Origin of the sequence: Paracoccus sp. TOH, from assembly GCF_030388245.1 — a bacterium.
Classification (GTDB): domain Bacteria; phylum Pseudomonadota; class Alphaproteobacteria; order Rhodobacterales; family Rhodobacteraceae; genus Paracoccus; species Paracoccus simplex.
Genome location: NZ_CP098360.1, coordinates 1,186,678 through 1,211,466, shown reverse-complemented (window position 1 = coordinate 1,211,466; position 24,789 = coordinate 1,186,678). Strand labels below are relative to the sequence as shown.

The following is a 24,789-nucleotide window of genomic DNA, read 5'->3' as shown; positions in this document are numbered from 1 at the left end:
AGACTGCGGACCGACCCCGCTTGCATGAGGCCCCGATGCGTCCCGGACCGCGAAACCTGATCACCGATGTTTCGGGCCTGCGGGTCGGCAATGCCCGCGACGACGCGCTGCGCTCGGGCACGACGGTGCTGCTGGCCGGGGCACCCTTCGCCTGCGGCTTCAATGTCATGGGCGGCGCGCCCGGCACGCGCGAGACCGAATTGCTGGCCCCCGACAAGCTGGTGCAGGGCGTGGACACGCTGGTGCTGTCGGGCGGCTCGGCCTTCGGGCTTGCCGCCTGCGACGGCGTCGCGGACGGGTTGCGCGCGATGGCCCGGGGCTTTCAGGTCGGCCCGGTGCGCGTGCCCATCGTGCCCGGCGCCATCGTCTTCGACCTGCTGAACGGCGGCGACAAGGATTGGGCCGCCAATCCTTATCCGGCGCTTGGCCGCGCGGCGCTGGAAGCCGCAGCGGCGGAGTTCGCGCTTGGCAGCGAGGGGGCCGGCACCGGCGCGATGACGCAGCGCTGGAAGGGCGGGCTGGGTTCGGCCTCGACGCTGCTCGACAGCGGCATCACCCTGGGGGCGCTGGTGGTGGTGAACGCGCTGGGATCGGTGACGGCGGGCGAGTCCCGGCAATTCTGGGCCGCGCCCTGGGAGCTTGGCGGCGAATTCGGCGGGCTGGGCCTTTCCGGCCCCTACCCCGCCGCGCATGAGCCGGTCCCGACGAAACGGCTGGGCGAGGCGACGACCATCGCCATCGTCGCCACCGACGCGGCCCTGGACAAGGCCGGGCTGACGCGGCTGGCCACCGCGGCGCAGGACGGCATGGCCCGCGCCATCGTGCCCAGCCATACGCCTTTCGACGGCGATCTGGTCTTTGCCGTCTCGACCGGCGCCAAGCCCCTGCCCGATCCGGCGCTGACGCCCTTCCAGCTGGGCCATGCCGCCGCCTGCACGCTGGCCCGCGCCATCGCGCGCGGCGTCCATGCGGCCAGCCCGCGGCCGGGCGATCTGCAGCCCTGCTGGGGCGCGGGCTGAGGGGATTGTCGGGACAGGACCGAAAAAGGGACGGCGCGAGAGAGAGGCGCCGTCCCAGTCACACACGCCAAGAGGGAAAACCTGACGATAAGGCGCAACGCCGGAAAACCCGCGCGGGTTCATCACGATTTCTCGACCGGCGGGCGCGGAAGCTGCGGCTTGCGTTGCCCCGGCAAAAGCGCAAGCCTGCACGCGACCGATCGGAAGGAGCCCCGCCATGAACAAGCCTGCAACCGACCTGAAGACGCTGCTGAAAGACCCCTCGCTGCTGGAGACCCGCGCCTATGTCGCCGGCGAATGGGTGAATGCCGACGACGGCAAGACCTTTGCGGTGGTGAACCCGGCCCGCGGCGACGTGATCGCCGACGTGGCGGACCTGTCGCGCAGCGAGGTCGCCCGCGCCATCGCCGCCGCGGCCCAAGCGATGAAGCATTGGGCCGCCCGCACCGCCAAGGAACGCGCCCAGATCCTGCGCAAATGGTTCGACCTGATGATGGAGAACCAGGACGACCTGGGCCGCATCCTGACCGCCGAACAGGGCAAGCCGCTGCCCGAGGCCAAGGGCGAGATCGCCTATGGCGCCAGCTTCATCGAATGGTTCGGCGAGGAAGCCAAGCGCATCTATGGCGAGACCATCCCCGGCCACCAGCCCGACAAGCGCCTGACGGTGATCCGCCAGCCGATCGGCGTGGTCGGCTCGATCACGCCCTGGAACTTCCCGAACGCCATGATTACCCGCAAATGCGGCCCGGCGCTGGCAGCGGGCTGCGGCTTCGTCGGCCGACCCGCCGCCGAAACGCCGCTTTCGGCCCTGGCGCTGGCGGTGCTGGCCGAGCGCGCGGGCGTGCCCAAGGGGCTGTTCAGCATCGTGACCTCGTCACGATCCTCGGACATCGGCAAGGAGTTCTGCGAGAATCCGCTGATCCGCAAGCTGACCTTCACCGGCTCGACCGAGGTCGGGCGCATCCTGTTGCGCCAGGCCGCCGACCAGGTGCTGAAATGCTCGATGGAGCTGGGCGGCAACGCGCCGTTCATCGTCTTCGACGATGCCGATCTGGATGCGGCGGTCGAGGGCGCCATGGCCTCGAAATTCCGCAACAACGGCCAGACCTGCGTCTGCGCCAACCGCATCTATGTCCAGTCCGGCGTCTATGACGAATTCGCGAAGCGGCTGGCGGCGGCGGTGGACAAGCTGCGCGTCGGCGATGGGCTCGACGAAGGCGTGACCACCGGCCCGCTGATCAACCAGGACGCGGTCGAGAAGGTCCGGGAACACATCCAGGACGCCGTCGCGGGCGGCGCCACCGTGGTCACCGGCGGCAAGCCGCGCGACGGGCTGTTCTTCGACCCGACCGTGGTCACCGGCATCACCGACAAGATGAAGGTGGCGACCGAGGAGACCTTCGGTCCGCTGGCGCCGCTGTTCAGGTTCGAGACCGAAGAGGAGGCCGTGGAACGCGCCAATGCCACGATCTTCGGCCTCGCATCCTATTTCTACGCCCGCGACATCGGCCGCATCACCCGCGTGCAGGAGGCGCTGGAATACGGCATCGTCGGCGTGAACACCGGCATCATCTCGACCGAGGTGGCGCCCTTCGGCGGCGTCAAGCAGTCGGGGCTGGGCCGCGAGGGCTCGCGCCACGGCATCGAGGACTATCTGGAGATGAAATACATCTGCCTGTCGATCTGACCGGTCAAAGCAGAAACCCCGGAGCCAGGCTCCGGGGTTTTCGCGATCAGCGCTTGTCGTCCTCGTCCTCGTCGTCCTCATCGGCGTCGGGCAGGTTGAAGAAGCTGTCCGCATCCAGGTCGTCATCCTGGTCGGGCTTGTCGTCGTTCTTGCTGAGGCTGAAATTCTCCAGCCCGGCGATCGAGCTGGGCAGGCGCGGCTCGTCCGACATGGCCAGCGAGGTCTCGGTCGAGAGCAGCTTGCGGCGTTCGTCGTCGGTCATCGCGCCGCCCTCGGCGGCCTTGCGCTTGGCGGCCTTCTGCACGGCGGCATCCAGTTCGGACTGCCGGCACAGCCCCAGCGCCACCGGGTCGATGGGCTGGATGTTCTGGATGTTCCAATGCGTCCGGTCGCGGATCGAGGCGATGGTCGGCTTGGTGGTGCCGACCAGCTTGGCGATCTGCGCATCGGCCAGTTCGGGGTGGAACTTGACCAGCCACAGGATCGCCGCGGGCCGGTCCTGGCGCTTGGAAAGCGGGGTGTAGCGCGGGCCGCGGCGCTTCTCCTCGCCCTCGGCGGCGGGGTTGTGCTTGAGCTTCAGCTTGTAGAGCGGGTTCTTCTGGCCCTTCTCGATTTCGGCGGTGTCGAGCTGGTTCGAGGCGACCGGGTCGAAACCCTTGACGCCGGCGGCCACGTCGCCATCGGCGATGCCCTGCACCTCGAGTTCATGCATGCCGCAGAAATCGGCGATCTGCTTGAAGCTCAGCGTCGTGTTGTCGACCAGCCAGACGGCGGTGGCCTTGGCCATCAGCGGCTTGTTCATGACCTTCTCCTTAACAATATCTCTTCCGGCCGGGGAAAACGGCTTTCGGCGGCTGCCATTCCATTTTCAGGGGATTGACGCGCTATATAGGGCCAGAAACGGTCAAAATAAAGCCTGAATTTCGTGGCGCGGCGCCGCGCCCGGCGCTAGGTTCGGCGCCATGAAAGCCCTTGCCGCGACCGCCGCCCTGCTGCTTGCGCCCGCCGCCCTGGCCCAGGACATCGCCGGGCGTTTCGACTATTACGTCCTATCGCTCAGCTGGTCGCCCAGCTGGTGCCGGGCCGAGGGCGGGGCCGAGGACGCCGCGCAATGCGATGCCGGCCGCCGCATCGGCTTCGTCGTCCACGGCCTCTGGCCGCAATACGAACGCGGCTGGCCCGAGGATTGCCGGACCGATGCCCGCGACCCCTCGCGGCGCGAGAGCCGGGCCATGGCGGATGTCATGGGTTCGGGCGGGCTGGCCTGGTATCAGTGGAAGAAGCACGGCCGCTGCTCGGGCCTGACGGCGCGGGACTATTTCGCACTAACCCGCAAGGCCGCAAAGGCGATCACGGTTCCCGGGCCGCTGCACCGGCTCGACCGCGACGTGACCCTGCCCGCGCAGGTGGTCGAGGAGGCCTTCATCGAGGCCAACCCGGCGCTGACCCGCGACGGCATCACCGTGACCTGCCGCGACCGCGCCCTGCAGGAGGTCCGCATCTGCCTGACCCGCGACCTGGAACCCCGCGCCTGCGGGGCGGATGCGCGGCGCGATTGCCCGGGCCGGTTCCTGACGCCCGCGCCGCGCTGATCGAGGGATCGGCGAGCAGGCTTTGGCGCCGCAAGGGTCGCGCCCGGGACCGGCGGTCCCAATCGGCGAACCGGGCTTGCCCGCGGCGGCCGGCGCCGGCCGATGGCGAAGGCATTGGGTGCAGCGACGCCGATTCGGCCTGACAATGCCGGAAGGGCGCCGCAGCGGCGCCCTTCCGGTCTCAATAGCAGCCGATCTTGGCGATCCGGCCATCCTTGCCGATCTCGAAATTGATCCGCTCGGCGCGGAAATCCGCCGTCACCGGATCGCGGGGGCCGATGATGCGGCTGCCCTGCGGCAACGTCATCGCCTCGAGCACGCCCCGCGGCTGGCCGATCAGCCCGCGGAACTGCGCCGCCTTGCAACCGTCGGGCGCGGGCTGCGGCGCCGTTGCGGGGGGGTCGGCCGGAACGCAGGCGGTCAGCGCGCAAAGCGGCGCAAGCAGGAAAAGCCTCCTCATCCCGCCGCCGTCAGCCGCAGTCGATGTTGTAGATGTTGCCCGCCGCGTCCAGGCGGAAGACGATGCGCAGCGGATCGTATTCCTGCGGCTCGATGCCGCGGTATTCGACCACGCGATAGTCGCGCGTCACCCCCAACGACGGGATGATGGTGCCGGGCTGGCCCAGAGCCGAAACATAGCTCTTGGCGTGGCAGGCATCGGGCTCGCGCGATTCCAGGCCGCTCATTCCGGCGACGGGCGTGGGCGGCAGCGGCGCGACGGCCGGCAGCGGCTCGGGTGCGGGTTCATAGGCCGGCGCGCAGGCCGCCAGCGGGGCAAGGGCAAGAAGGACAATCAGGGCTCGGGTCATCAGGCAGTCATCCAATGCGAGAATTTCTGTCGCCGCATCATAAGCGTCGCGCGGCGAAATGAGAAGCAGGCCGCCACATGGCAGCCGCCGGGCGTTGCATGGCGACCGCGCCCCGCCGCTACTCCGCCGCTTCGACCAGCGCGTTGCTGGTGCTGCCATAGCAGGCCAGGAACATCGCCACGGCACTGCGGCTGACCATGCGCATCTGTTCCTTGTCCACGGATTGCGGTCCCAGCAGCAGGGCGCGGTCATGGATGCGGACGCTGGCCAGTTCGATCAGCTGGTCGGCCGCCAGTTCAAGGTCGGGAATGCGCAGCTCGCCGCGCTGGATGCAGCGGTCGAAATAGCGCACCAACTGCTGGCGCAGCAGCGTCGGGCCGGCGTCGTAATATTCCTGGGCCAGCGAGGGGAAGCGCTCCGCCTCGGCCACGCTGACGCGGTAGATGCGCAGCCCGAATTCCGAAACCATGTGGGCCGAGATGATCTGCACGATGAAGGGCAGCACCTGTTCGACCGGCAGATCGACCTCGATCAGGGCGCTGGCATCGGCAGCCTCGCGCGCCAGCTCGTTGCGGAAGACCTCCATGAACATGATGCGCTTGTCGGGGAAATAGCTGTAGAGCGTCGCCTTGGAAACGCCAGCCTCGCGGGCGATCTCGTCGACGCTCGCCCCCTCGAAACCGTCGCGGAGAAACACCCTCTGGGCGCCTTCCAGCACCTGCATGAACTTGCGGCCGCGCGCCACGGGAAGCGCCCTAGGCATCCTGGACAACCCTTCTACTCCTTAACCCTGCCCCGCAAACCCGGCGGAACACCCACTCAGACACCGCAAACGCAACCCAGGCCGGACCCTTCCTTCATAAGGGAGAAGCCGGATTCTTGCAAAGCCTCTGCGCCGCGGCGCGATTATGTACAAATCGTCTGCAATGGATGACCCAAGCGCTGCGGCGGATCAATAGACAATCCGCCGCTGGTCCGTGAACCCGACCGGATTGCGCCGAAATAGAAGAAAAATAGGCATTTTTCCGCCCAGAACTCGGGACGGAGACGGCCGCCGCCCCGGATTTGCCACTCATCCGGAAGGCGAGTTTTCCGCAATTGCGCATAATCCCGATATTGGCGGAAGCCGCCCGGGGCAATGCCGGGCCGGATGGACAGCGCCGAACCCACCGGAGCGTATCGTTTGCTCCGCCGAACCAGCCGGAATGATTCGGGCCGCCGGGCTTCCAGGTTGCGGCGAAGCGGGCGCATGGCGCGCGCCGATCGCCTCGGCCCGGCACGGTCAGCCCCGCTGGCAGGGTCCGGGCTGACCGGCGCGGCGCGGCGCGCGGCCGGATGACGAAGGCCCGGTCTGCATCGGATCGGCGCGGTCCCGTCCGGCATAGGCCCGGCACGACCCGGCTGTGCGTTGCAACAATCCGGCCTGCCCAAGGTCCGGTTGCGGCGGGCTGCCAGCGACATCGGGCCCGCGCCGATCCGACGCCGCCGGCCTTGGCAGGGACGACCGCAGGTTTTCGGACGGATGGTTCGTCCGTCAAACCTCCCGGTCGCGGGCGCGCGTCATCGCGGGAACGGTAATCCGCAGCAGGCCGAAGCATCGGCCAAATGGCCGGGCCTCCATGGACGAACCACGCCCTCCTCACGGCGCGCCGCTGCGCCGCATCCGGTCCTGCCGGACCTCTGCGGCCAGGGTCTCGCGCAGCGCATGGACGGCCTCGGCGCGGCCGAATTTCCGGGCTGCGGTCTGGCGCGCGGCCTCATAGCCGGGCAGCATCCGCTCCAGATCGCGCTCGGCGCTCAGCAGAGCCCGGCTTCGCTCGCCGGCCAACAGGTTGGCCAGCCGGGCCTCGGCAATCGAGAAGCCGGTTTCGGCACCGTAAAGCGTCTGCAGTTCGCGACCAAGCTGGTCGATCCGCTGCCGCGCCGCATCGACATGCGCCCGGAAGGCCGCGAAGCGCCGCAGCTCCAGATCGGCCTTCAGGCGGGCGATGCGCTCCAGCCCGGCCAATGCCTGTTTTTCGCGGCTCATCCGCCCTCCTTGCGCCGTGGCGGCGCCCCCCAGCCGTCGCGCGCCTTTTTCCGCATCGCCTCGGCGAAACGGATCGCCGCGGCCACCGGGGCGAAATGCTCGGCCCGGATCTCGGCGCCGATCTCGACCGTGGCATGCAGCGCCCGGGCGCAGGGCGGATCCGACCAGATCGGCACCCGATGTTCGTTCGCCCGCTCGCGGATGCGCCGGGCGACCTCGTCCACCCCTTTCGCCAGGCAAACCGGCGCCCGGCCGCTGCCGCGCTTCCATTCCAGCGCCACGGCGTAATGCGTCGGGTTGACGATGATCACATCGGCCTTTTCCACATCCGCCAGCATCGAGCTCAGCACGATGTCCACGCCCTTCTGGCGGCGCGCGGCCTTGAGATGCGGATCGCCCTCGCTTTCCTTGTGTTCGTCCTGCATCTCGCGGCGGGTCATGCGGTGGCGCTTCAGGTATTCCAGACGCTTCCACAGCAGGTCAATGCCGGCGAAGGCGATGCCGATGCCCAGCGCCAGCCAGATGGCGCGGCGCAGGATCAGCCCCAGCGCTTCGATCCATTGCAGATCCGCCATGCTTTCCGACCGCATCAGCCAGAACAGCAGCGCGCGGTAAAGAAACCAGCCGCCGGCGCCGACCAGCAGCGCCTTGCCCAGCGAGATGGCAAAGGAGACCAGGCCGCTCTTGCCGAATTTCTGGCCGGCATTCCGGAACGGGTTGATCCGCTTGGGGTCGGGCAGCAGCTTCTTGGGCGTCAGCACCAGCGAGCGCTGCGCCACGATCCCCAGCAGGATCGGCAGGGCCATGATCGTCACCGCCGCCAGCGTGGCCCCGGCTGCCTGCAAGGCCAGGGCCCGCGCCAGATCCATGACCGAACGGCCCGCGGCGTCCGGCCAGGGCTCGCTGCCCAGGGCCCTGGCGGCCATTCTGACCCAGGCCGGCACCGCCCAGGCCGCGGCAAAGATCACCGCGAACCAGAGGCCCAGATACATCAGCGCCGATTGCAGCTCGGCCGAGCGGGGCACGTCGCCTTCCTCGCGGGCCTTGCGCAGCTTGCTTTCCGAGGCGTCGTATTGCTTGTCGTCGTCATCCTCGCTCATCGGGGCAGGTCCGGCATGACGTCGAGAACCGCCTCGGCCCAGACCGACAGGATCGAGGGTGTCAGCACCGCCAGCGCCAGCAACGCCATCAGGATCGCCCCGGGGGCGGCGATGAACACGACGGGCAGGTTGGGCATCACCTTGCTGATCATGCCCGACAGGATCTGGAACAGGAATCCGCCCAGGATGAAGGGCGAGGCCAGCAGTATCGCCAGCACGAAACTTTGCCGGACCAGCGCCACCGCATGCGGCAGGATGTCGGCGATCTGCGGCCAGTCGCCCAGGGGCCGCAGGCTGAGGCTCTCCCGCAAGAGATCGCAAGCCAGCACCGGGAACCCCAAGGCCATCACCGCGGCAAGTCCGGCCAGATGCATCAGGTTGCCGATCGGGTGCGGCGAGTATTCATTGGCCACCCCGACCAGCTGCGACAGCGAGGCGGTGGCGGCAATCGCCGCTGCCGCCACGTCGAGCGCCGAAGCGAAGAGCCGCACCAGCCCGCCCAGCGCCAGCCCGGACAGGATCTCGGCCCCGGCCAGCGCGGCCAGTCGCAGCAGCGTGTCGGCGGCCGCGATCGGCTGGGCATGTTCGGCCAGCAGCGGCGTCACCGCCATCGCCAGGGCGGCGCGGACCCGCACCGGCAGCCCGCGTTCGGAAAACACCGGCAGCATCAGGAAACAGGCCTGCACCCGGCAATAGACCAGCAGAAGCGCCGTCAGGCTGGCGGCCAGGCGCGGATCGCCGAGGATCTGGCTCATGCCGCGACCGTGCCGCGCAGCTGGACCTGGGCCGCCGGGTCGATCTCGTCCAGGCCCAGCACCGGCGTCGCGACCCCGGCCGAGGCCAGCATCATGCGAATCAGGCGGCGACGGTGATCGGGCACCGCCAGCACCGCCTCGACGCCGGGGGCCAGGCCGCGCAGAGCGGCCTGCACCGCCTCGGCCAGGCGCTTCTGGATCTGCGGCACGATGCTGGCGCCGCTGCGCGCGGCCTCGGCCTCGGCGCGGGTGATGTCGGCCTCCCATTGCGGGTGCAGCTGCAGGATGTTGAGGGTTCCGCCATCGTCCAGGAACTGCTCGGTGATCTTGCCGCGCAGCCGCCTGCGGACCTGTTCATAGACCGCCTCGGGGTTGGGGGCATTGCGCGCCTCGTGGACCGCATCGGTGATCAGCACCAAGTTGCGGATCGAGATCCGCTCCTCGAGCATGCCGCGCAGCACCGCCAGCAGCATCTCGGGCGATACCTTGTCCGGCACCATGCCGTCGAAGAAGCGCTGGTTCAGTTGGGCGCGATGCTCGTCCGAGACGCTGCACAGCTCGCGAATCATGCGCTGCATCGAGGACATGGTCAGCAGCGCCGGCAGGTTGGTCTTGACCACCTCCATCAGATGCGTGGACAGCACCTCCATCGGCGTGACCACCGTGGCGCCGGCAATGGCGGCCTCGTCCTGCCAATCCGGCGGGATCCAGCACGCGGCGCTGCCATAGACCGGTTCGCGCACACGTTCCCCGGCCAGGCCCTCCAGCGTGTCCTCGGACCCCAGGGCCAGGATGCCCAGCGGCCGCAGCGTGCCCTTGCCCCGCACCACGCCCTGCAGCCGGATTACATAATCCCCCTCGTTGAAGCCGATGCCGTCGGTGATCCGCACGTCGGGCAGGATCAGCCCGTAGCTGCGGGCGATATGCAGCCGCAGATTGGTGATGCGCTGACCCAGGCCGCGCGCCGGATCAAGCGCGGCAAGAATGAGCCCGGCACCGATCTCGACGCAGATCTCGTCGGTATCCAGCACATCGCCGATGCGGGGCTGCGCCATGCCCGAGGCCACCGCCGGCTCGGCCGCCGGCACTTCGCCGGCCGGGACCGGCAGCTTTCCAGAGCGGACGAACCAGGCCGCACCGCCCAGCAGCGCCGCCAGGCCGAAGAAGATCGGCATCGGCATGCCCGGCACCAGGCCGATCAGGACCATGCCGCCGGCGCAGACGAAGGGCACCTGCCAGTTGCTCAGCAGCTGCTGGGACAGCAGGTCCGCCATGGTCTCGGTGGCGCCGCCGCGCGACAGCAGCAGCGCCGCCGCCATCGAGGTGATCAGCGCCGGGATCTGGCTGACCAGCCCGTCGCCGATGGTCAGCTTGGAATAGGTGGTCATCGCCTCGCCCACCGGCATGCCGTGTACCAGCACCCCTGCCGCCAGGCCGACGAACAGGTTAATCATGGTGATGACCAGACCGGCGATGGCATCGCCCTTGACGAATTTCGAGGCACCGTCGAGCGATCCGAAGAAACTGATCTCGCGCTGTTCGCGGATGCGGCGGCGCTTGGCTTCCTCGTGGTCGATGGCACCGGAATTGAGGTCGCCGTCGATGGCGAGCTGCTTGCCGGGCAGCGAATCCAGCGCGAACCGGGCTGAGACCTCGGCCATGCGCCCGGAGCCCTTGGTGATCACCATGAAGTTCACCACCGAGATCACCGCGAAAACCGTCAGCCCGACCAGAAGCGAGCCTCCGGCGACGAATTCGGCAAAGCCCTCGATGACATGGCCGGCGGCGGACGGGCCGTTCTGCCCATGCGTCAGGATCAGCCGCGTCGAGGAAATGTTCAGCGACAGCCGGATCAGCAGCGAGACCAGCAGCAGGACCGGAAAGGCCTGGAAATCCGTGGGTTTCTCGACCAGCGAGGCCATGACCAGGATCAGCGTCGCGGTGGCGATGGAAAGGGCGATTCCCATGTCCAGCAGCGTCGCCGGCATGGGGATGACCATGGACAGCACGATCAGCACCAGCACGCCGGTGATGATCAGCGGCCGCGTGGCCAGCGCCGCGCCCTGGCCGGTTTCGGCAATGCTCATCGGCTTTCCCCGGTTCTGGCCGGCGCCAGCAGGCGCTCGGAGGTCCATCCCGGCCCGTTCATCATCCCCGAGCGGCGCAGGAAGATCAGCACCTCGATGCGATCGGCGGGCGGCAGACGCATCAGCCTCTCGTCGAGATCCGGCGGCAGGGTCTCGCCGTTCAGCAGCCTCTCCTTGGCGTCGCGGATCATGGCGTCGCGGGTCCATGTCCCGTCGACGGAAGCGGCCGCAAGCGCGGTGGACAGGACAAGCATGGCGATCACGATGCCCTCTTCAGTTCGCGCAATGCGGTCTCAAGCTCGCCGAAGGAGGGGCGGACATGGTCGGGCGCGGCCTGGCGTCCGACCTCGACGCAAAGGTTGGTGGCATGCTGGTGCAGCCCTGCGACCAGCACGGACTTGATCACGTCATAGAAGGCCTGGTCCTGCTTCATCACCGCCGACAGCCGTTGCGCGAAGGGTGCCACCAGCGCGTAGGCCAAGAACACCCCCAGAAAGGTGCCGACCAGCGCGCCGCCGATCATCTTGCCCAGCACCTCGGGCGGCTGGTCGATGGAGCTCATGGTCTTGATCACGCCCAGCACGGCCGCGACGATGCCCAGCGCCGGCAGCGCATCGGCCATGTTCTGCAGCGCATGCGGCGCGTGCATCGCCTCCTCGTTCATCAGACCGATGCGCTGGGACAGCATTTCCTCGACCTGGTAGGGGTCGTCGTAGTTCAGGCTGGCCGACCGCAGCGTGTCGGTAATCAGCGTGACCGCGTTCTCATCGGCCAGGATGCGCGGATAGGTCTGGAAGATCGCCGAGGCCTCGGGGTTCTCGATGTGCTCCTCGAGCTCGACGGGGCTGGAACGGGCGATCCGCAACAGCTGGAACAGCAGGCACAGCACGTCCTGCAAGTCGGATTCGTGCCAGCGCGGCCCCTTCAGCGACCGGCCCATGCCGGCAAGGGCCTGCTTGATCACCGCCGTCTCGTTCGACAGCAGGAACGAGCCGATGGCCGCGCCGCCGATCATCATCAGTTCGAAGGGCAGCGAGTGCAGGATCACCCCCAGCTTGCCGCCCGCCATAATGTATCCGCCGAAGACCATGGCGAAGGTCACGACGATGCCGATCATGCCGATCATGGCCTACCTACTTTCTGGCTCTGATTGCGCCCATATACGAGGTCAGCACCGCGGCCTGGCCCGGCTCGACCGAGGCCATGATGCGCGCGCCGGTCTCGGGCTGGACACGGGCGAGGATCTGGGCGGCGAAATCGGGCGGCAGGTTCGACAACACCATCGCCGCCTGCTCGGGCTTCATCTGATCGTAGACGGCGATCAGTTGGGCGATGTCCTCGGTCTGGGCCTGGGCTTGGCCCCGGTCGTTGCGGTCGATCTGCTGCTTCAGCTTGCGCAGTTCGACCAGCTTCCCGGTCAGCTGCTTTTCGGCGAAGGCGATCTCGGCCTTGCGGCGCTCGATCTCCTGCATGTAGCGGTCGATGCGCAGCGCGCGCTCGCGCAGCGTATCGGCCAGGGCCACCGCCTCGGGGACATCGCTGCAGCCGGCCATCAGTTCGGCCGGTTCGGCATTGGCCCTCAGGCGCGAGGCGCCGTCCATCAGCATGACCGCCTGCGCGGCGGCGGCCAGCACCAGGACGCCGCCCAGGAAGGAAAGGATCGGCTTACGCATCGAGATCCGCCTCCTCGCGCCGGCGGCGGCGTTGCAGCCGGACATGCCGGGCCGGGCTGGCCTCGGCGAATTTCTGCTGCAGCGTCCAGAAGGCCCGCTCCTCCTTGGCGCGCTCGATCTCGTCAGCCAGGGCGCGGGTGGCCGCCGTCGCCTCTGCCTTGGCCAGCAGGATGGATTTCTCGAGCCGGCCGATCTCGCTGGTCATGACGGCGATGGCGCCGCCCAGCCCGGTCTCGAGATCGTTGAGCTTGCGCAACCGCCGCGACAGCGCAAAGCAGAAGGCCGACAGTCCGACGGTGAAGGTGATCAGAACGACCTGCAAAAGCTGGGCAATCGTCATTGGATCCTGAACTCCGTGATGAGGAGGTCGGTGAAGGCCTCCTTGCCCAGGACGAAGACGGCGCGGGTCGCCAATTCGTCCCGGACGATGTCCAATATCCCGCGCTTCTCGAAGGCCGAGGCATCGACATCGGCGAGGAAGCTGTTGAAGGCATCCAGCAGTCGCGGGGTGAGATAGTCGACCGCGGCCTGGTGCGCCTGGTCGGTTTCGATCTTGACCGTCATCACCAAGGTCTGCGCCCGCGGTCCGGCCAGCGTCAGCACGATCTGGGGAATGTCGACGAAGACCACCGCCGGCAGGGCTTCCTGGGCGGCCGGCTTGTCCGCGTGCGGGGCCAGCAGCGACATCGGCGACCAGAAGCCCAGCCAGGTCGAGGCGAACCCCGCCCCGCCCAGCACCAGCGCCAGGCCCAGCGGCAGAAGGATGCGGCCAAGCCCTCTGCCGGATTTCTGTTCCGTGTTGATGTCGGCGACATCGCTCATGGTGATTCTCCATCCGTCTGCGATCTGGATAGCACCCGCGGGCTAACCAATTCTTAATCGCCCCCGTGCCAAGAAGGTCTCCGACGAAGATCACGCCGATTCGAGAAGGGGGCGGTTTTGCTGAAGCTGCAGGACTACTGGCGCGAGAGAAGCGCAAAGCAGAAGGCCATCCTGGCCGCGGCCTTCCTGTTCACATTCGCGGCGATTGCCGGCCTGTCCTGGATGGCCAGCCGGCCGGGGATGGCGCTGCTCTATTCCGGGCTGGACCCGCAGCAATCCGGCGCGGTGATGGCGGCGGTCGAGAAATCCGGCGTGCCCTACGAGATCCGCGGCGACACGATCTGGGTCGAGGAAGGCCAGCGCGACGCATTGCGCATGGCGCTGGCCGGCGAGGGGCTGCCCTCGGCCGGCGGCACCGGCTACGAGATTCTCGACGGCATGTCGGGCTTCGGCACCACCTCGCAGATGTTCGACGCCGCCTATTGGCGCGCCAAAGAGGGTGAACTGGCCCGCACCATCCTGGCCTTGCCCAATGTCCGCTCGGCCCGGGTCCACCTGGCCGTTCCCAACGGCCGAGGCTATCGGCGCGAGGCCGAGGCAACGGCCTCGGTCACGCTGACCACCGACGGCACGCCGATCACCCGCTCGCAGGCCAAGGCTTTGAAGTTCCTGGTTTCCTCTGGCGTTCCGGGCATGTCGGCGGATCGGGTGGCGGTGATCGACAGCGAACGCGGCGTAGTGTCCTCGGGCGAGGAATTCGCCGGCGAGGATCGCGAGGCCGACATGAAGCACAATGTCGAGCGCATCCTGGCCGCGCATGTCGGCAATGGCAATGCCATCGTCGAGTTGCACCTGGACGTGGTGAACGAATCCGAGCTGCTGACCGAACAGCGCTACGACCCGCAGCAACGGGCGCTGATCTCGCAGGAAAGCGAGGAAACCGCGGATCAAAGCACGAATGCGCAGCAGGGCGCGGTGACGGCCGCCTCGAACCTGCCGGAGGGACAGGACAGCGGCGGGGACCAAAGCAAGTCCTCGCGCTCCGAGACCCGCCAGCGTTCGAATTTCGAGGTCAGCAAGGTCACGCGCGAGGTCACGCGCCAGCCCGGCACCACCCGCCGCTTGACGGTCGCGGTCCTGGTGAACGGCGTCCCCCGGACCGAGGCGACTGGCGAGACCACGCTGGTCCCGCGCGAGGAGGCCGAGCTGCAGGCGCTTCGCGAACTCGTAGCCTCGGCGGTGGGTTTCGACGAGAGCCGCGGCGATGCGATCACCGTGAAGTCCCTGCCCTTTGCCTCGCTGTCCGAGGCCGGCACGCTGGCCAGCCAGGGCGGGTTGCTGTCGAAACTGGACCTGAACGGCTTCATCCGCATCCTGCTGGTCGGCTTCTTCGCCCTGGCGCTGGCGGCGTTCCTGCTGCGGCCGCTGCTTCGGGGCCGGCCGGCCGGCCATCCCGCCCTGGCGGCGCTGGACCAGTCGGGTGCGACCGGGGTCAAGGCCATCGAGGCCGGAAAACCCGTGGCCGAGACCGCGGGCCCGGTCATGGCAGTCGCCGAAATCGTCCCCGAAATCGACTTCACGCCGGTCTCGGCCGGCAGCGGCGACCCGGTCGGCCGGCTCAAGGAGTTGATGAAATCGCGCAAGGACGAAAGCCTGCAGATCCTCTCCGGCTGGATCGAGAAGCGTGAGGATGCGCTGTGAGACCCGCTGCATTGCGCCTTGATTCCTTCGCCGCCGGCCAGGCCCGGCCGGCGCGGCCGAGAACCGCCGCCGAGGTCGAGGAGGCCTTTCACCGCGGCCATGAACAGGGCCTGGCCGAGGGGCGAGAGCGCAGCCTCGACGCCCTGACCCAGGCCCTGGCGGAGATCCGGCAGGACATGCTCGTCGCCTGCCAGGCCGAGGCGGCGCTGCGCCGGGAAATCAATGCCGGCCTGGCGCCGGTCCTGCAGGCCATCGTCGCGCTCCTTGCCCCGCGCTCCGAGCGCGAGCGGTTGCGGGATGCCTTGGCCGGGGAAATCGCCCGGCTGGTCGAGCATGCGCCGGACTGCCGGCTTGTCCTTCGCTGCCCTGCCGATCTGCAACCGGACCTTGCGGAATGCCTGGACCGCGCCGGGCTTGCCGAGGCGCAGGTCGAGAATCTTTCGGCCGGGGCGCGCGTGGTCGAGCTTCTTTGCGGCCAGGGCCGGATCGTCTTCGATCCCGCCCGGGTTGCGGCCGACCTGACATCCATCATCGACGACATCATGACCGAGGAGTGATCATGGACGATCTCGCCAGCCTGATTGCAACCGACCAGATCCAGGTGGAAATCACCATCCGGCTGGGTGGCACGCAGCTTTCCGTCGCCGAACTCTCGCGCCTGCGCCCGGATGACGTCCTGACCCTGGACCACGACATGTCGGACGGCGTGGACATCTGCGTCGGCGACAAGGTCATCGCCCGGGGCGAGCTGGTTTCGGGCGACGAAGCGGACAATCGGCTTTGCGTCCGCATCCTCGGCCCGGCAGGCGTATCGTGATCCGCCTCGTCCTCATCATCGTCGGGTTGCTGCTGCCGCATGTCGCGGTGGCGCAGGACCTGACCCTGGACGGCGCCGGGCTGGAGGCGGTGGCAAGCGGTATCGGCCGACATTCCATCACCCTGCTTGCGGTCATGACCGCGCTGTCCCTGGCGCCGGGCATCGCGATCATGGTGACCTGCTTTCCCTTCATCGTGACGGTGCTGTCGATCCTGCGCCAGTCGATCGGGCTGCAGCAATCCCCTCCGAACATGCTGATCGTCAGCCTGGCCATGTTCCTGACCTGGTTCGTGATGAGCCCGGTGCTGACCGAGGCCTGGACGGTCGCCGGCGCCCCCCTGCGCGACGGCCGCATCGGCGTCGAACAGGCCTTCGAGCGCGGCATCGTGCCCTTTCGCGGCTTCATGGAGCAGCGCACCGACCCCGAGATGCTGGTCACGCTGGCCGAGATCTCGCCCGACCCGCAGGCACCGCCCGACCGGCTGTCGGTGCTGGTGCCCGCCTTCATGCTCAGCGAGATCCAGCGCGCCTTCGAGATCGGCTTCCTGGTGGCACTGCCCTTCCTAATCATCGATCTGGTGGTCTCGGCGGTGCTGATGTCGATGGGGATGATGATGGTGCCGCCGGCGGTCGTCGCCCTGCCCTTCAAGCTGGCTTTCTTCCTGGTGGTCGATGGCTGGGGCATGGTCGCGGCAGCGCTGGTGCGCAGCTATCAGTGACCCGAAGCGGTCATGCGGCCCGCCAAGATCACGGGAGCTCTGGCGGGAACCATGCTGCGACCGTAAGGTCAACCTGCCCGGGGGCTTTCCTCAAGCCCGGATTTTGGGCATCAGACTTGCAAACCCATGAGACGGGGCTGACATGCCGCGCCTGACCATCCTGATCCTGGCCCTCCTGCCATTCGCCTCCTCTGCCCGGGCCGAAGCGCCGCTGCCGGTGGAATTCGTCGCCGTCGAGCGCACCGAACTGATCTTCGACGCTGCCCTGACCGGGACCATCGCCGCCCAGGACAGCGTCGACATGGGCTTCCGCCAGGGCGGCCGCATCACCGAGGTTCTGGTCCACGAGGGCGGCCGCGTCAGCAAAGGCCAGGCGCTGGCCCGCACCGATCCGCTGCAGCAGGAGCAGGCGCTGCGCGTGGCCGAAGCCGCCGTCGCCTCGGCCGAGGCGACCGAGGCCCAGGCGCGGCAGGCACTGGAACGCGCCGATGCCATGCTGAAGCGCGGCGTGGGCACCCGCGCCGCCCTGGACGCGGCAAGCCAGGGGCTTTCAGCAGCGACCGGCGGGCTGACGCAAGCGCGTTCCGCCCTGGGTCAGGCGCAGCGCGCGCTGGAAGATACCATTATCCGCGCCCCCACCGATGCGATCGTGATCTCGCGCAAGGCCGAACCGGGGCAGATCGTCGGCGCGGCCCAGGCGGTGCTCTCGCTTGCCTCGGCCACCGGGCGCGAGGCGGTGTTCCAGACGGCCGACACGCCGCTTTTGCGCGATGCGATCGGCGCACCGGTCTCGCTTTCCGGCATCGACTTTCCCGAATTGCGCATGACCGCTCATGTCACCGAGATCGCGCCGCTGGTCGATCCCTCCACCGGCTCGGTCACGGTCCGCGCCGAGATCGAGGATGCCCCCACCACCGTCAGCCTGCTGGGGGCGGCGGTCCGGGGCGCGGTGCATTATCCGGCCGGCAGCGGCATCGCCGTGCCCTGGACGGCACTGACCGCGGCCCAAGGCAAGCCGGCGGTCTGGCTGGTGGGCGACGCAAACCGCGTCTCGCTGGCGCCGGTGCAGATCGAGCGGTTCACCAACGGCACGGTGATTCTCAAGGACGGCGTCAAGCCGGGGCAGATCGTCGTCGGCGCCGGCGCGCAGCGGCTTTATCCGGGCCGCGAGGTCACCGATGCCGGCACCGCGGCGGAGGAGGAATGATGCGCAAGCCGGTAGCCCTTGCCCTGCTGCTGTCGCTGGTGCTCGCCCAGGGCGCGCCGGCCTTCGATCTGCCCTGGCGCAAGCCCCCGCCCGCGCCCGAGCCGGCGCCGCGCCCGGTGGTCAGCACCGTCGTCAGCGACGACATGACCGCCGGTCCTTCGATGCCGGGCGTGATCGCGGCCCGCATCGAGGTGGCGCTGGGTTTTCAGACCCTGGGCCGGGTGACGGCGCGCAATGTCGATATCGGCGATGCCGTCCGCAAGGGCCAGGTGCTGGCCACGCTCAACCCCGAGGATCTGCGGGGCGACGTTCGCGCCGCCCAGGCCGCGGTCGATGCCGCGACGGTCGAGCTGCGCACCGCCCAGGCCAGCGCCGACCGAACCCGGGCGCTGGCGCAGCGCAATGTCGCCTCGGCCGCGCAGCTGGAACAGGTCGAGCGCGCGCTGATCGCCGCCCGAGCCGCCGAACAGCAGGCCGAATCCGAGCTGATCCGCGCCCGCGACGCCGAGGGTTTCGCCGAGATGCGGGCGCCTTTCAACGGGGTGATCAGCGCCGTCTTCGCGAATGCCGGCGCGGTGGTGAGCGCGGGCGAACCCGTGGTCCAGCTTTCCACCCAGAAGGGCATCGAGGCGGTGATCGACCTGCCCGACATCGCGCTGTCGCGGATAAGGCACGGCGATCCCTACGAGGTCTGGTCCGAGAGCGATCCCGACCGCCTGCTGCCCGCCACCGTCTCGTTGATCGAGCCGGTGGCCGATGCCGTCACCCGAACCCGGCGGATTCACCTGGCGCTTCAGGACGATGCCGATCTTCGCCTGGGCGCCCTGGTCCGCGCCCGGCCCAGCAGCAAGGCCGCCACCCGCCTGGCATTGCCCGAGGCAGCCGTCCTGGAACGCGACGGCGCCCCGCATGTCTGGGTCGTGACCCGCACCGGCGAAGACGCCAGGGTGGCGCTGCGCCGGATCGCCGTCCCGGGACCGGCGCTCAATGGCCGCGTCACCGTCGAATCCGGCCTGTCACCAGGCGAGGAGGTGGTGATCCGCGGCATCCATTCGCTGACCGAGGGCCAATCCGTGGGACAAAGCGTGACACCATGACGGGACGCGGCTTCAACCTTTCCGACTGGGCGCTGCACCACCGTTCTCTGGTGTGGTTCCTGCTGATCGTCTCGATGGTGGCGGGCACGCTCGGCTATCTGCGTCTGGGCCGCGAGGAGGACCCGAACTTCACCATCAAGATCATGGTGATCAGCGCCTCGCTGCCCGGCGCCACCATCGAGGACACGCTGGATCAGGTCACCACCCGGATCGAGACCAAACTCGAGGAGCTGGACGAGCTGAAATTCACCCGCTCGGTCACCATGCCCGGCCAGTCCATCGTCTATCTGGAACTGGACCCGACGATCCGCGGCCCCCAGGTGCCGGAAGTGTGGAAACGGGTCCGCAGCATGATGTCGGACATCCGCCCAGAATTTCCCCATGAATTCCAAGGCTTCCAGTTCAACGACGATTTCGGGGACGTGTTCGGCAACATCTTCGCCTTCACCTCGGACGGCTTCACCCAGCGCGAGCTGCGCGACAGGGTCGAGGATATCCGCAAGCAGGTCCAGGCCCTGCCGATGGCCGGCAAGACCTCGTTGCTGGGCGTGCGCAAGGAACAGATCTACCTGGAATTCTCCTCGGCCCGGCTGGCGGCGCTGGGACTGAACCACAACCAGGTGGTGCAGACGCTGGCGGTGCAGAACGCCATCACCCCCTCGGGCATCGTGCAGGCGGGGCCGGAGCAGGTGCTGGTGCGCGTCGGCGGGCAGTTCGACGACGCGGCCTCGATCGCGGCGGTGAACCTGCGGGTGGGCGACCGTTTCTTCAACATCGGCGACGTGGCGACCGTCCGGCGCGGCTACGAGGATCCGCCCAGCGCGCTGTTCCGCTATAACGGCCGCGAGGCCATCGGCTTGCAGATCGGCATGCGCGACGGCGGCAACATCCTGGAATTCGGCAAGCAGGTCGACGCGCTGATGGCCGGGGTGGCGCGCAGCCTGCCTATCGGCATCGAGATGGCCAAGTTCGCCGACCAGCCGCATGTGGTGGACGAGGCCGTCGGCCATTTCGTGCAGGCCCTGGCCGAGGCGGTCGCCATCGTGCTGCTGGTCAGCTTCGTCAGCCTGGGCCTGCGCGCCGGGCTGGTGGTGACGCTGACCATCCCGCTGGTGCTGGCGATCACCTTCGTGATCCTGGACCTCTACGGCATCACCCTGCAGCGCATCTCGCTGGGGGCGCTGATCATCGCGCTGGGGCTTCTGGTCGACGACGCGATGATCGCCATCGAGACGATGATCTCGCGCCTCGAGGTCGGCGACAGCCTCGAGCGCGCCGCCAGCTACGCCTGGAGCTCCATCGCCTTCCCGATGCTGACCGGCACGCTGGTCACGGTGGCGGGCTTCATCCCCATCGGACTGAACAATTCGGCGGCGGGCGAGTTCACCTTTTCGCTGTTCGTGGTCATCGCCGTCTCGCTGATCGTCAGCTGGATCGTGGCGGTGCTGTTCGCGCCGCTGCTGGGCGTGACGCTGCTGCCCGCCCGCATGAAGCACGCGGCCGAGGGTCCGGGCTGGCTGCGGCGGCGTTTCCACGGGCTGCTGCTCTGGGGCATGCAGCACAAGTGGCCGACCATCGCCATCACCCTGGCGGTCTTCGGTGCCTCGGTCTTCGGCATGCGCTTCGTCGAGCAGCAGTTCTTCCCGACCTCGGACCGGACCGAAATCATCGTGGACGTGACCGAACGCGCCAATGCCTCGATCGCTAAGACCGACGCCGACATGGCCCGGATCGAGACGATGCTGGCCGGCGAACAGGACGCGCTGTTCTGGACCACCTATGTCGGCCGCGGCGCACCGCGCTTCGTGTTGTCGATGGATGTGCCGACGCCGGGCCCCTATATGGGCCAGATCGTGATCCAGACCCCCGACCTTGCGGCGCGCGACCGGCTCAAGGCCAGGCTGGTGGAGTTCGGCCGCAACCAGCTGGTCGGCACCGATCTTTACGTGAAGAATCTCGAGATCGGGCCGCCGGTCGGCAAGCCGGTGCAATACCGGGTCTCGGCCGCGGATCCCGACCAGGCCCGGGACGCGGCGCGCGACCTGGCGGCGGTTCTGGCGACCGAGCCGCGGCTGCGCGACATCGCGCTGGACTGGAGCGAGCCCGCCCGCGTGGTGCGGCTGCAGGTCAACCAGGACCAGGCCCGGCGGCTGGGGCTGACGAACGAGGATATCTCGGGCGCGCTTTCGGGCACCTTCACCGGCCGGACCATCACCCAGCTTCGCGACGGGATCTTCCTGATCAACGTCACCGCGCGGGGCGCGCAGGCGGATCGCGAGTCGGTGGAATCGATCCAGAACCTGCAACTGGCGACACCGACCGGCACGCCGATCCCGCTCGCCTCGCTGGCCAAGCTGGAATACGGTACCGAGCAGCCGCTGATCATGCAGCGCGACGGCTTGCCGACGGTAACGGTCAAGGCCGACATCGCCAGCAAGGACCAGCCCGCCACGCTGGTCGCGGCCCTGGCCGACCGGGTGGCTGCGTTCCAAAGCACCCTGCCCGCCGGCGTCAGGCTGGCGGTCGGCGGCACGGTCGAGACCTCGGCCGAAAGCCAGGAGCCGATCGCGGCGGTGGTCCCGGTCATGCTGCTGGTCATGGCATTGCTGGTCATGGTGCAGATGCAGGGCTTCCGGCTGTCCTTCATCGTCTTTGCCGCGGCGCCGCTGGGGCTGATCGGCGTGGTCGCGGCGCTTTTGCCTTTCGGGGTGCCGATGGGCTTCGTCGCCATCCTGGGCATCCTGGCGCTGATCGGCATCCTGATCCGCAACTCGGTGATCCTGGTGCACGAGATCCAGGTGCTGATCGCCCAGGGCCATTCCCGCTGGAACGCCGTGTTCGAGGCCTCGGACAGCCGCGCCCGGCCGATCCTGCTGACGGCGGCGGCGGCCAGTCTGGCGCTGATCCCGATCTCGCGGCAGGTGTTCTGGGGACCGATGGCCTTCGCGATGATGGGCGGCATCATCGCCGGCACGCTGGTCACGCTGATCTTCGTTCCGGCGCTTTACTGCGCGGTGTTCGGCGTGCGACCGCCCGAGGGCGATCCCATGCCCGGCGCCGAGGACCGCGCCCGCGCCGCGGCGCATCAATAAGGGGAAAAGGCCGATGATCCGAAACCTGCTGCTGGCCCTGCTGCTGCTTTTGCCGCTGGCGGGCTGCGACTCGATCTGCACCTGCCGCACCTGCAAGCTGTGCATCAGCCTCTAGCCGGGCTCAGGCCCCGGGATCGGCGGCGATCTCGACGGCGAAGCTAGCGCCGAAACGGTCCAGCCGCGCCGCGTCCAGATAGCGCGACAGGTCGCGCGGCCGGTCCTCGGCGATGCGGCGCAGGATCGAGTTGCTGACCGAAAGCGGCTTTTCCGTGCCGTCCTCGCCGCGCGCCAGCCGGGCCTGTGCCTCGGCCAGCCGGTCGAACAGCGCACCCGCATCGCGCCCGGCCAGCGCCCGGCGCGCCGGATGCATCGGCGCCACCTCGCCGGCGATGACGCGCAGGAAATCCTCGCCATAGCTTTCCAGCTTCTTGGCGCCGACACCGTTCACCCGCGCCATCTCGTCCAGCGTCTTGGGGCGGGTCTGGACCATCTCGATCAGGGTGCGGTCGGGGAAGATGACATAGGCCGGCACACGCGCCGCCTCGGCCAGCGCGCGGCGCTTGGCCTTCAGCGCGGAAAGCAGCGGCGCGTCCTCGTCATCGACCTGGGTACGGACGACCACGGCGGGACGGGCGCGGGTCATGGCGTCGCGGCGCAGGGTGATCCGCTCCTCGCCGCGCAGCACCGGATGGGCGGCGGCGGTGATGGCAAGGCCGCCGTGGCGTTCCGGGTCGGGGCGGATCAGGTCGCGGCCCAGCATCTGCCGGATCACCGCCTGCCATTGCGCCTTGGACAGGTCGCGGCCGACGCCGAAGGTCGGCAGCCGGTCATGACCGCGCTGGCCGATACGTTCGGTCATGGTGCCCGTCAGCACGTCGATGACATGACCGGCGCCATAGGTCTGGCCGGTGCGCAGCACCGCCGACAGCACCTTCTGCGCCGCCTCGGTGGCGTCGAAACATTCCGGCGGGTTGTCGCAGATGTCGCAATTGCCGCAGGGGGCGGCGGCCTCGCCGAAATAGCCCAGCAGGGCGACGCGGCGGCAGGCGGTGGCCTCGGCCAGGCCCAGCAGCGCGTTCAGCCGGGCATGGTCGGCGGCCTTGCGCTCGGCCGGGGCCAGCCCCTCGTCGATCTGGCCGCGGCGCAGGCGGATGTCGTCGGGGCCGTAAAGCGTCAGGGTCTCGGCCGGGGCGCCGTCGCGGCCGCCTCGGCCGATCTCCTGGTAATAGGCCTCGATGGATTTCGGCAGGTCGGCATGGGCGACCCAGCGGATGTCGGGCTTGTCGATCCCCATGCCGAAGGCCACGGTCGCGACCACGATCAGCCCGTCCTCGCGCTGGAACCGCGCCTCGACCTCGCGCCGGGCCTCGGCCTCCATGCCGCCGTGATAGGCGACCGCGGCAAGGCCCGCGTCGTTCAGGGCCCCGGCCAGCGTCTCGGTCTTGGCGCGGGTGCCGCAATAGACGATGCCGGACTGGCCCCGACGCGCGGCGGCGAAGTCGAGGATCTGCCGGCGCGGCCCGTCCTTGGGCTGAAAGGCCAGGTGGATGTTCGGCCGGTCGAAGCCGCGCAGGAAGGATTGCGGCTGCGCGCCGTCGAACAGGCGCTTGACGATTTCCTCGCGCGTTTCCGCATCCGCGGTGGCGGTGAAGGCGGCCAGCGGCACCGACAGCGCCCGGCGCAATTCGCCCACGCGCAGATAGTCGGGGCGGAAATCATGGCCCCATTGGCTGACGCAATGCGCCTCGTCCACGGCAATCGCCTGCACGCCGGCGCGGCGCAGCATCGGGATGGTCGCGCCCGAGGCCAGCCGCTCGGGCGCCATGTACAGAAGCCGCAGCTCGCGCGCGGCCATGGCCCGCAGGACTTCGCTGTTCTCCTCGTCGGAATTGCCGCTGGTCAGGGCGGCGGCCGCCACGCCCGCCTCGGTCAGCGCCCGCACCTGGTCGCGCATCAGGGCGATCAGCGGCGAGATCACCACCGTCAGCCCGTCGCGCATCAGCGCCGGCAGCTGGTAGCACAGCGACTTGCCGCCGCCGGTCGGCATGATCGCCAGCACGTCGCGCCCCGAGGCGACGGCATCGACGATCTCCTCCTGCCCCGGACGGAAGGCGTCGAAGCCGAAGATCTGCCGCAGAAGGGGGGCGGCCGACATCTAGAAGCCGTAGAACCAGCCGGCGTTGTTGGCGAGCGCGCGCTGCAGGATGATGATGGCGATGAACACCACCAGCGGCGCCAGATCCAGCCCGCCGGTATTGGGCAGGATCCTGCGCACCGGCGCGTAGATCGGCTCCAGCAGGCGATTGAGCCCGTTCCAGATCTGCCAGATCAGCGGCTGGCGCAGGTTCAGCACCTGGAAGTTGATCAGCCAGGACATGATGATATGGGCGATCATCACGAACCAGACCACGTCGAGTATCAGCATCAAGGCTTCGTAGAGCGTGCCCATTCCATTCCCTTCCGGCTGTTCCCCGGACAGGTAAGGCAGGCATCCGCGTTGCGCAAGCTGCAAGCATGGCCGCAGCGTTCCGATTGACGCCCCGGCAGGCCGCCGCTAGCCCCCGCCGCGTTGTCCAAGGC

Annotated in this window: 25 protein-coding genes; 10 read left to right on the top strand and 15 right to left on the bottom strand. The window is 68.6% G+C overall.

Annotated features, from left to right (window positions below; all coding sequences use genetic code 11):
- Positions 1–35: 35 nt before the first annotated feature.
- Together NBE95_RS06000 and NBE95_RS05995 are read left to right on the top strand one after the other, a co-directional pair.
- Complete coding sequence (locus NBE95_RS06000; RefSeq protein WP_289893007.1) at positions 36–1,019, top strand: P1 family peptidase; 984 nt, start codon at positions 36–38, stop codon at positions 1,017–1,019.
- 217 nt (positions 1,020–1,236) lie between these two features.
- Positions 1,237–2,709, top strand: a complete 1,473-nt coding sequence (locus tag NBE95_RS05995) for an NAD-dependent succinate-semialdehyde dehydrogenase (protein WP_289893006.1) — start codon at positions 1,237–1,239, stop codon at positions 2,707–2,709.
- A 46-nt stretch (positions 2,710–2,755) separates the two neighbouring features.
- Here the strand turns inward: NBE95_RS05995 and NBE95_RS05990 are convergent, their stop codons facing one another.
- A complete protein-coding gene (locus NBE95_RS05990) occupies positions 2,756–3,511 on the bottom strand; it encodes a DUF1013 domain-containing protein (RefSeq protein WP_289893005.1) in 756 nt (251 codons plus the stop codon).
- 160 nt (positions 3,512–3,671) lie between these two features.
- On the opposite strand from NBE95_RS05990, the gene NBE95_RS05985 reads away from it, so the two are divergent.
- Positions 3,672–4,301, top strand: coding sequence for a ribonuclease T2 (locus NBE95_RS05985; RefSeq protein ID WP_289893004.1), 630 nt, complete (start codon positions 3,672–3,674; stop codon positions 4,299–4,301).
- A 181-nt stretch (positions 4,302–4,482) separates the two neighbouring features.
- On the opposite strand, the gene NBE95_RS05980 is transcribed toward NBE95_RS05985, so the two are convergent.
- From NBE95_RS05980 to NBE95_RS05925, 12 genes are all read right to left on the bottom strand, one after another.
- Positions 4,483–4,761, bottom strand: a complete 279-nt coding sequence (locus NBE95_RS05980) for an I78 family peptidase inhibitor (protein WP_289893003.1) — start codon at positions 4,759–4,761, stop codon at positions 4,483–4,485.
- Between the two features lie 10 nt (positions 4,762–4,771).
- Positions 4,772–5,110 (bottom strand): hypothetical protein, encoded by a 339-nt coding sequence (locus NBE95_RS05975; RefSeq protein ID WP_289893002.1) that lies wholly within the window; start codon positions 5,108–5,110, stop codon positions 4,772–4,774.
- A 118-nt stretch (positions 5,111–5,228) separates the two neighbouring features.
- On the bottom strand, positions 5,229–5,873 hold the full coding sequence (locus tag NBE95_RS05970; RefSeq protein WP_289893001.1) for a TetR/AcrR family transcriptional regulator: 645 nt from the start codon (positions 5,871–5,873) through the stop codon (positions 5,229–5,231).
- Positions 5,874–6,749: 876 nt separating this feature from the next.
- Entirely contained in the window at positions 6,750–7,139 is a 390-nt protein-coding gene (locus tag NBE95_RS05965) for a hypothetical protein (protein ID WP_289893000.1), read from the bottom strand.
- On the bottom strand, positions 7,136–8,239 hold the full coding sequence (locus NBE95_RS05960; protein ID WP_289892999.1) for a flagellar type III secretion system protein FlhB: 1,104 nt from the start codon (positions 8,237–8,239) through the stop codon (positions 7,136–7,138). Before NBE95_RS05960 ends, NBE95_RS05965 begins: the two co-directional genes overlap by 4 nt.
- Positions 8,236–8,994, bottom strand: a complete 759-nt coding sequence (locus tag NBE95_RS05955) for a flagellar biosynthetic protein FliR (protein WP_289892998.1) — start codon at positions 8,992–8,994, stop codon at positions 8,236–8,238. Before NBE95_RS05955 ends, NBE95_RS05960 begins: the two co-directional genes overlap by 4 nt.
- Positions 8,991–11,081, bottom strand: coding sequence for a flagellar biosynthesis protein FlhA (locus NBE95_RS05950; protein ID WP_289892997.1), 2,091 nt, complete (start codon positions 11,079–11,081; stop codon positions 8,991–8,993). Before NBE95_RS05950 ends, NBE95_RS05955 begins: the two co-directional genes overlap by 4 nt.
- Positions 11,078–11,335 (bottom strand): hypothetical protein, encoded by a 258-nt coding sequence (locus tag NBE95_RS05945; RefSeq protein WP_289894845.1) that lies wholly within the window; start codon positions 11,333–11,335, stop codon positions 11,078–11,080. The genes NBE95_RS05950 and NBE95_RS05945 overlap by 4 nt, the downstream gene beginning before the upstream one ends.
- A 5-nt stretch (positions 11,336–11,340) precedes the next feature.
- Positions 11,341–12,207, bottom strand: a complete 867-nt coding sequence (motA, locus tag NBE95_RS05940; RefSeq protein WP_289892996.1) for a flagellar motor stator protein MotA — start codon at positions 12,205–12,207, stop codon at positions 11,341–11,343.
- Positions 12,208–12,214: 7 nt separating this feature from the next.
- Positions 12,215–12,754 carry a hypothetical protein gene (locus tag NBE95_RS05935; RefSeq protein ID WP_289892995.1) on the bottom strand — a complete coding sequence of 180 codons (540 nt, stop codon included), beginning with the start codon at positions 12,752–12,754 and terminating at the stop codon, positions 12,215–12,217.
- On the bottom strand, positions 12,747–13,094 hold the full coding sequence (locus NBE95_RS05930; protein ID WP_289892994.1) for a hypothetical protein: 348 nt from the start codon (positions 13,092–13,094) through the stop codon (positions 12,747–12,749). Before NBE95_RS05930 ends, NBE95_RS05935 begins: the two co-directional genes overlap by 8 nt.
- Positions 13,091–13,576 (bottom strand): flagellar basal body-associated FliL family protein, encoded by a 486-nt coding sequence (locus NBE95_RS05925; protein WP_289892993.1) that lies wholly within the window; start codon positions 13,574–13,576, stop codon positions 13,091–13,093. Before NBE95_RS05925 ends, NBE95_RS05930 begins: the two co-directional genes overlap by 4 nt.
- Positions 13,577–13,693: 117 nt before the next feature.
- Between NBE95_RS05925 and fliF the strand changes: the two genes are divergently transcribed.
- The 7 genes from fliF to NBE95_RS05890 all read left to right on the top strand — a co-directional run bounded on the left by fliF (position 13,694) and on the right by NBE95_RS05890 (position 22,209).
- Positions 13,694–15,277: a flagellar basal-body MS-ring/collar protein FliF gene (gene fliF, locus NBE95_RS05920; protein ID WP_289892992.1), complete on the top strand. Its 1,584-nt coding sequence runs from the start codon at positions 13,694–13,696 to the stop codon at positions 15,275–15,277.
- Complete coding sequence (locus tag NBE95_RS05915) at positions 15,274–15,834, top strand: hypothetical protein (protein ID WP_289892991.1); 561 nt, start codon at positions 15,274–15,276, stop codon at positions 15,832–15,834. Before fliF ends, NBE95_RS05915 begins: the two co-directional genes overlap by 4 nt.
- Before the next feature lie 2 nt (positions 15,835–15,836).
- Positions 15,837–16,094, top strand: coding sequence for a FliM/FliN family flagellar motor C-terminal domain-containing protein (locus tag NBE95_RS05910; RefSeq protein WP_289892990.1), 258 nt, complete (start codon positions 15,837–15,839; stop codon positions 16,092–16,094).
- The gene (gene fliP, locus NBE95_RS05905) at positions 16,091–16,813 is read left to right on the top strand and encodes a flagellar type III secretion system pore protein FliP (RefSeq protein ID WP_289892989.1); all 723 of its coding nucleotides are present in this window, start codon (positions 16,091–16,093) and stop codon (positions 16,811–16,813) included. The genes NBE95_RS05910 and fliP overlap by 4 nt, the downstream gene beginning before the upstream one ends.
- Before the next feature lie 142 nt (positions 16,814–16,955).
- On the top strand, positions 16,956–18,020 hold the full coding sequence (locus NBE95_RS05900; RefSeq protein WP_289892988.1) for an efflux RND transporter periplasmic adaptor subunit: 1,065 nt from the start codon (positions 16,956–16,958) through the stop codon (positions 18,018–18,020).
- Complete coding sequence (locus NBE95_RS05895; protein WP_289892987.1) at positions 18,020–19,117, top strand: efflux RND transporter periplasmic adaptor subunit; 1,098 nt, start codon at positions 18,020–18,022, stop codon at positions 19,115–19,117. The genes NBE95_RS05900 and NBE95_RS05895 overlap by 1 nt, the downstream gene beginning before the upstream one ends.
- On the top strand, positions 19,114–22,209 hold the full coding sequence (locus tag NBE95_RS05890) for an efflux RND transporter permease subunit (protein WP_289892986.1): 3,096 nt from the start codon (positions 19,114–19,116) through the stop codon (positions 22,207–22,209). Before NBE95_RS05895 ends, NBE95_RS05890 begins: the two co-directional genes overlap by 4 nt.
- A 121-nt stretch (positions 22,210–22,330) precedes the next feature.
- Here NBE95_RS05890 and recQ read toward each other — a convergent pair whose 3' ends face one another.
- Positions 22,331–24,364 carry a DNA helicase RecQ gene (gene recQ / locus NBE95_RS05885; protein WP_289892985.1) on the bottom strand — a complete coding sequence of 678 codons (2,034 nt, stop codon included), beginning with the start codon at positions 24,362–24,364 and terminating at the stop codon, positions 22,331–22,333.
- A complete protein-coding gene (locus NBE95_RS05880; protein WP_019353400.1) occupies positions 24,365–24,658 on the bottom strand; it encodes a YggT family protein in 294 nt (97 codons plus the stop codon).
- Positions 24,659–24,789 lie beyond the last annotated feature (131 nt).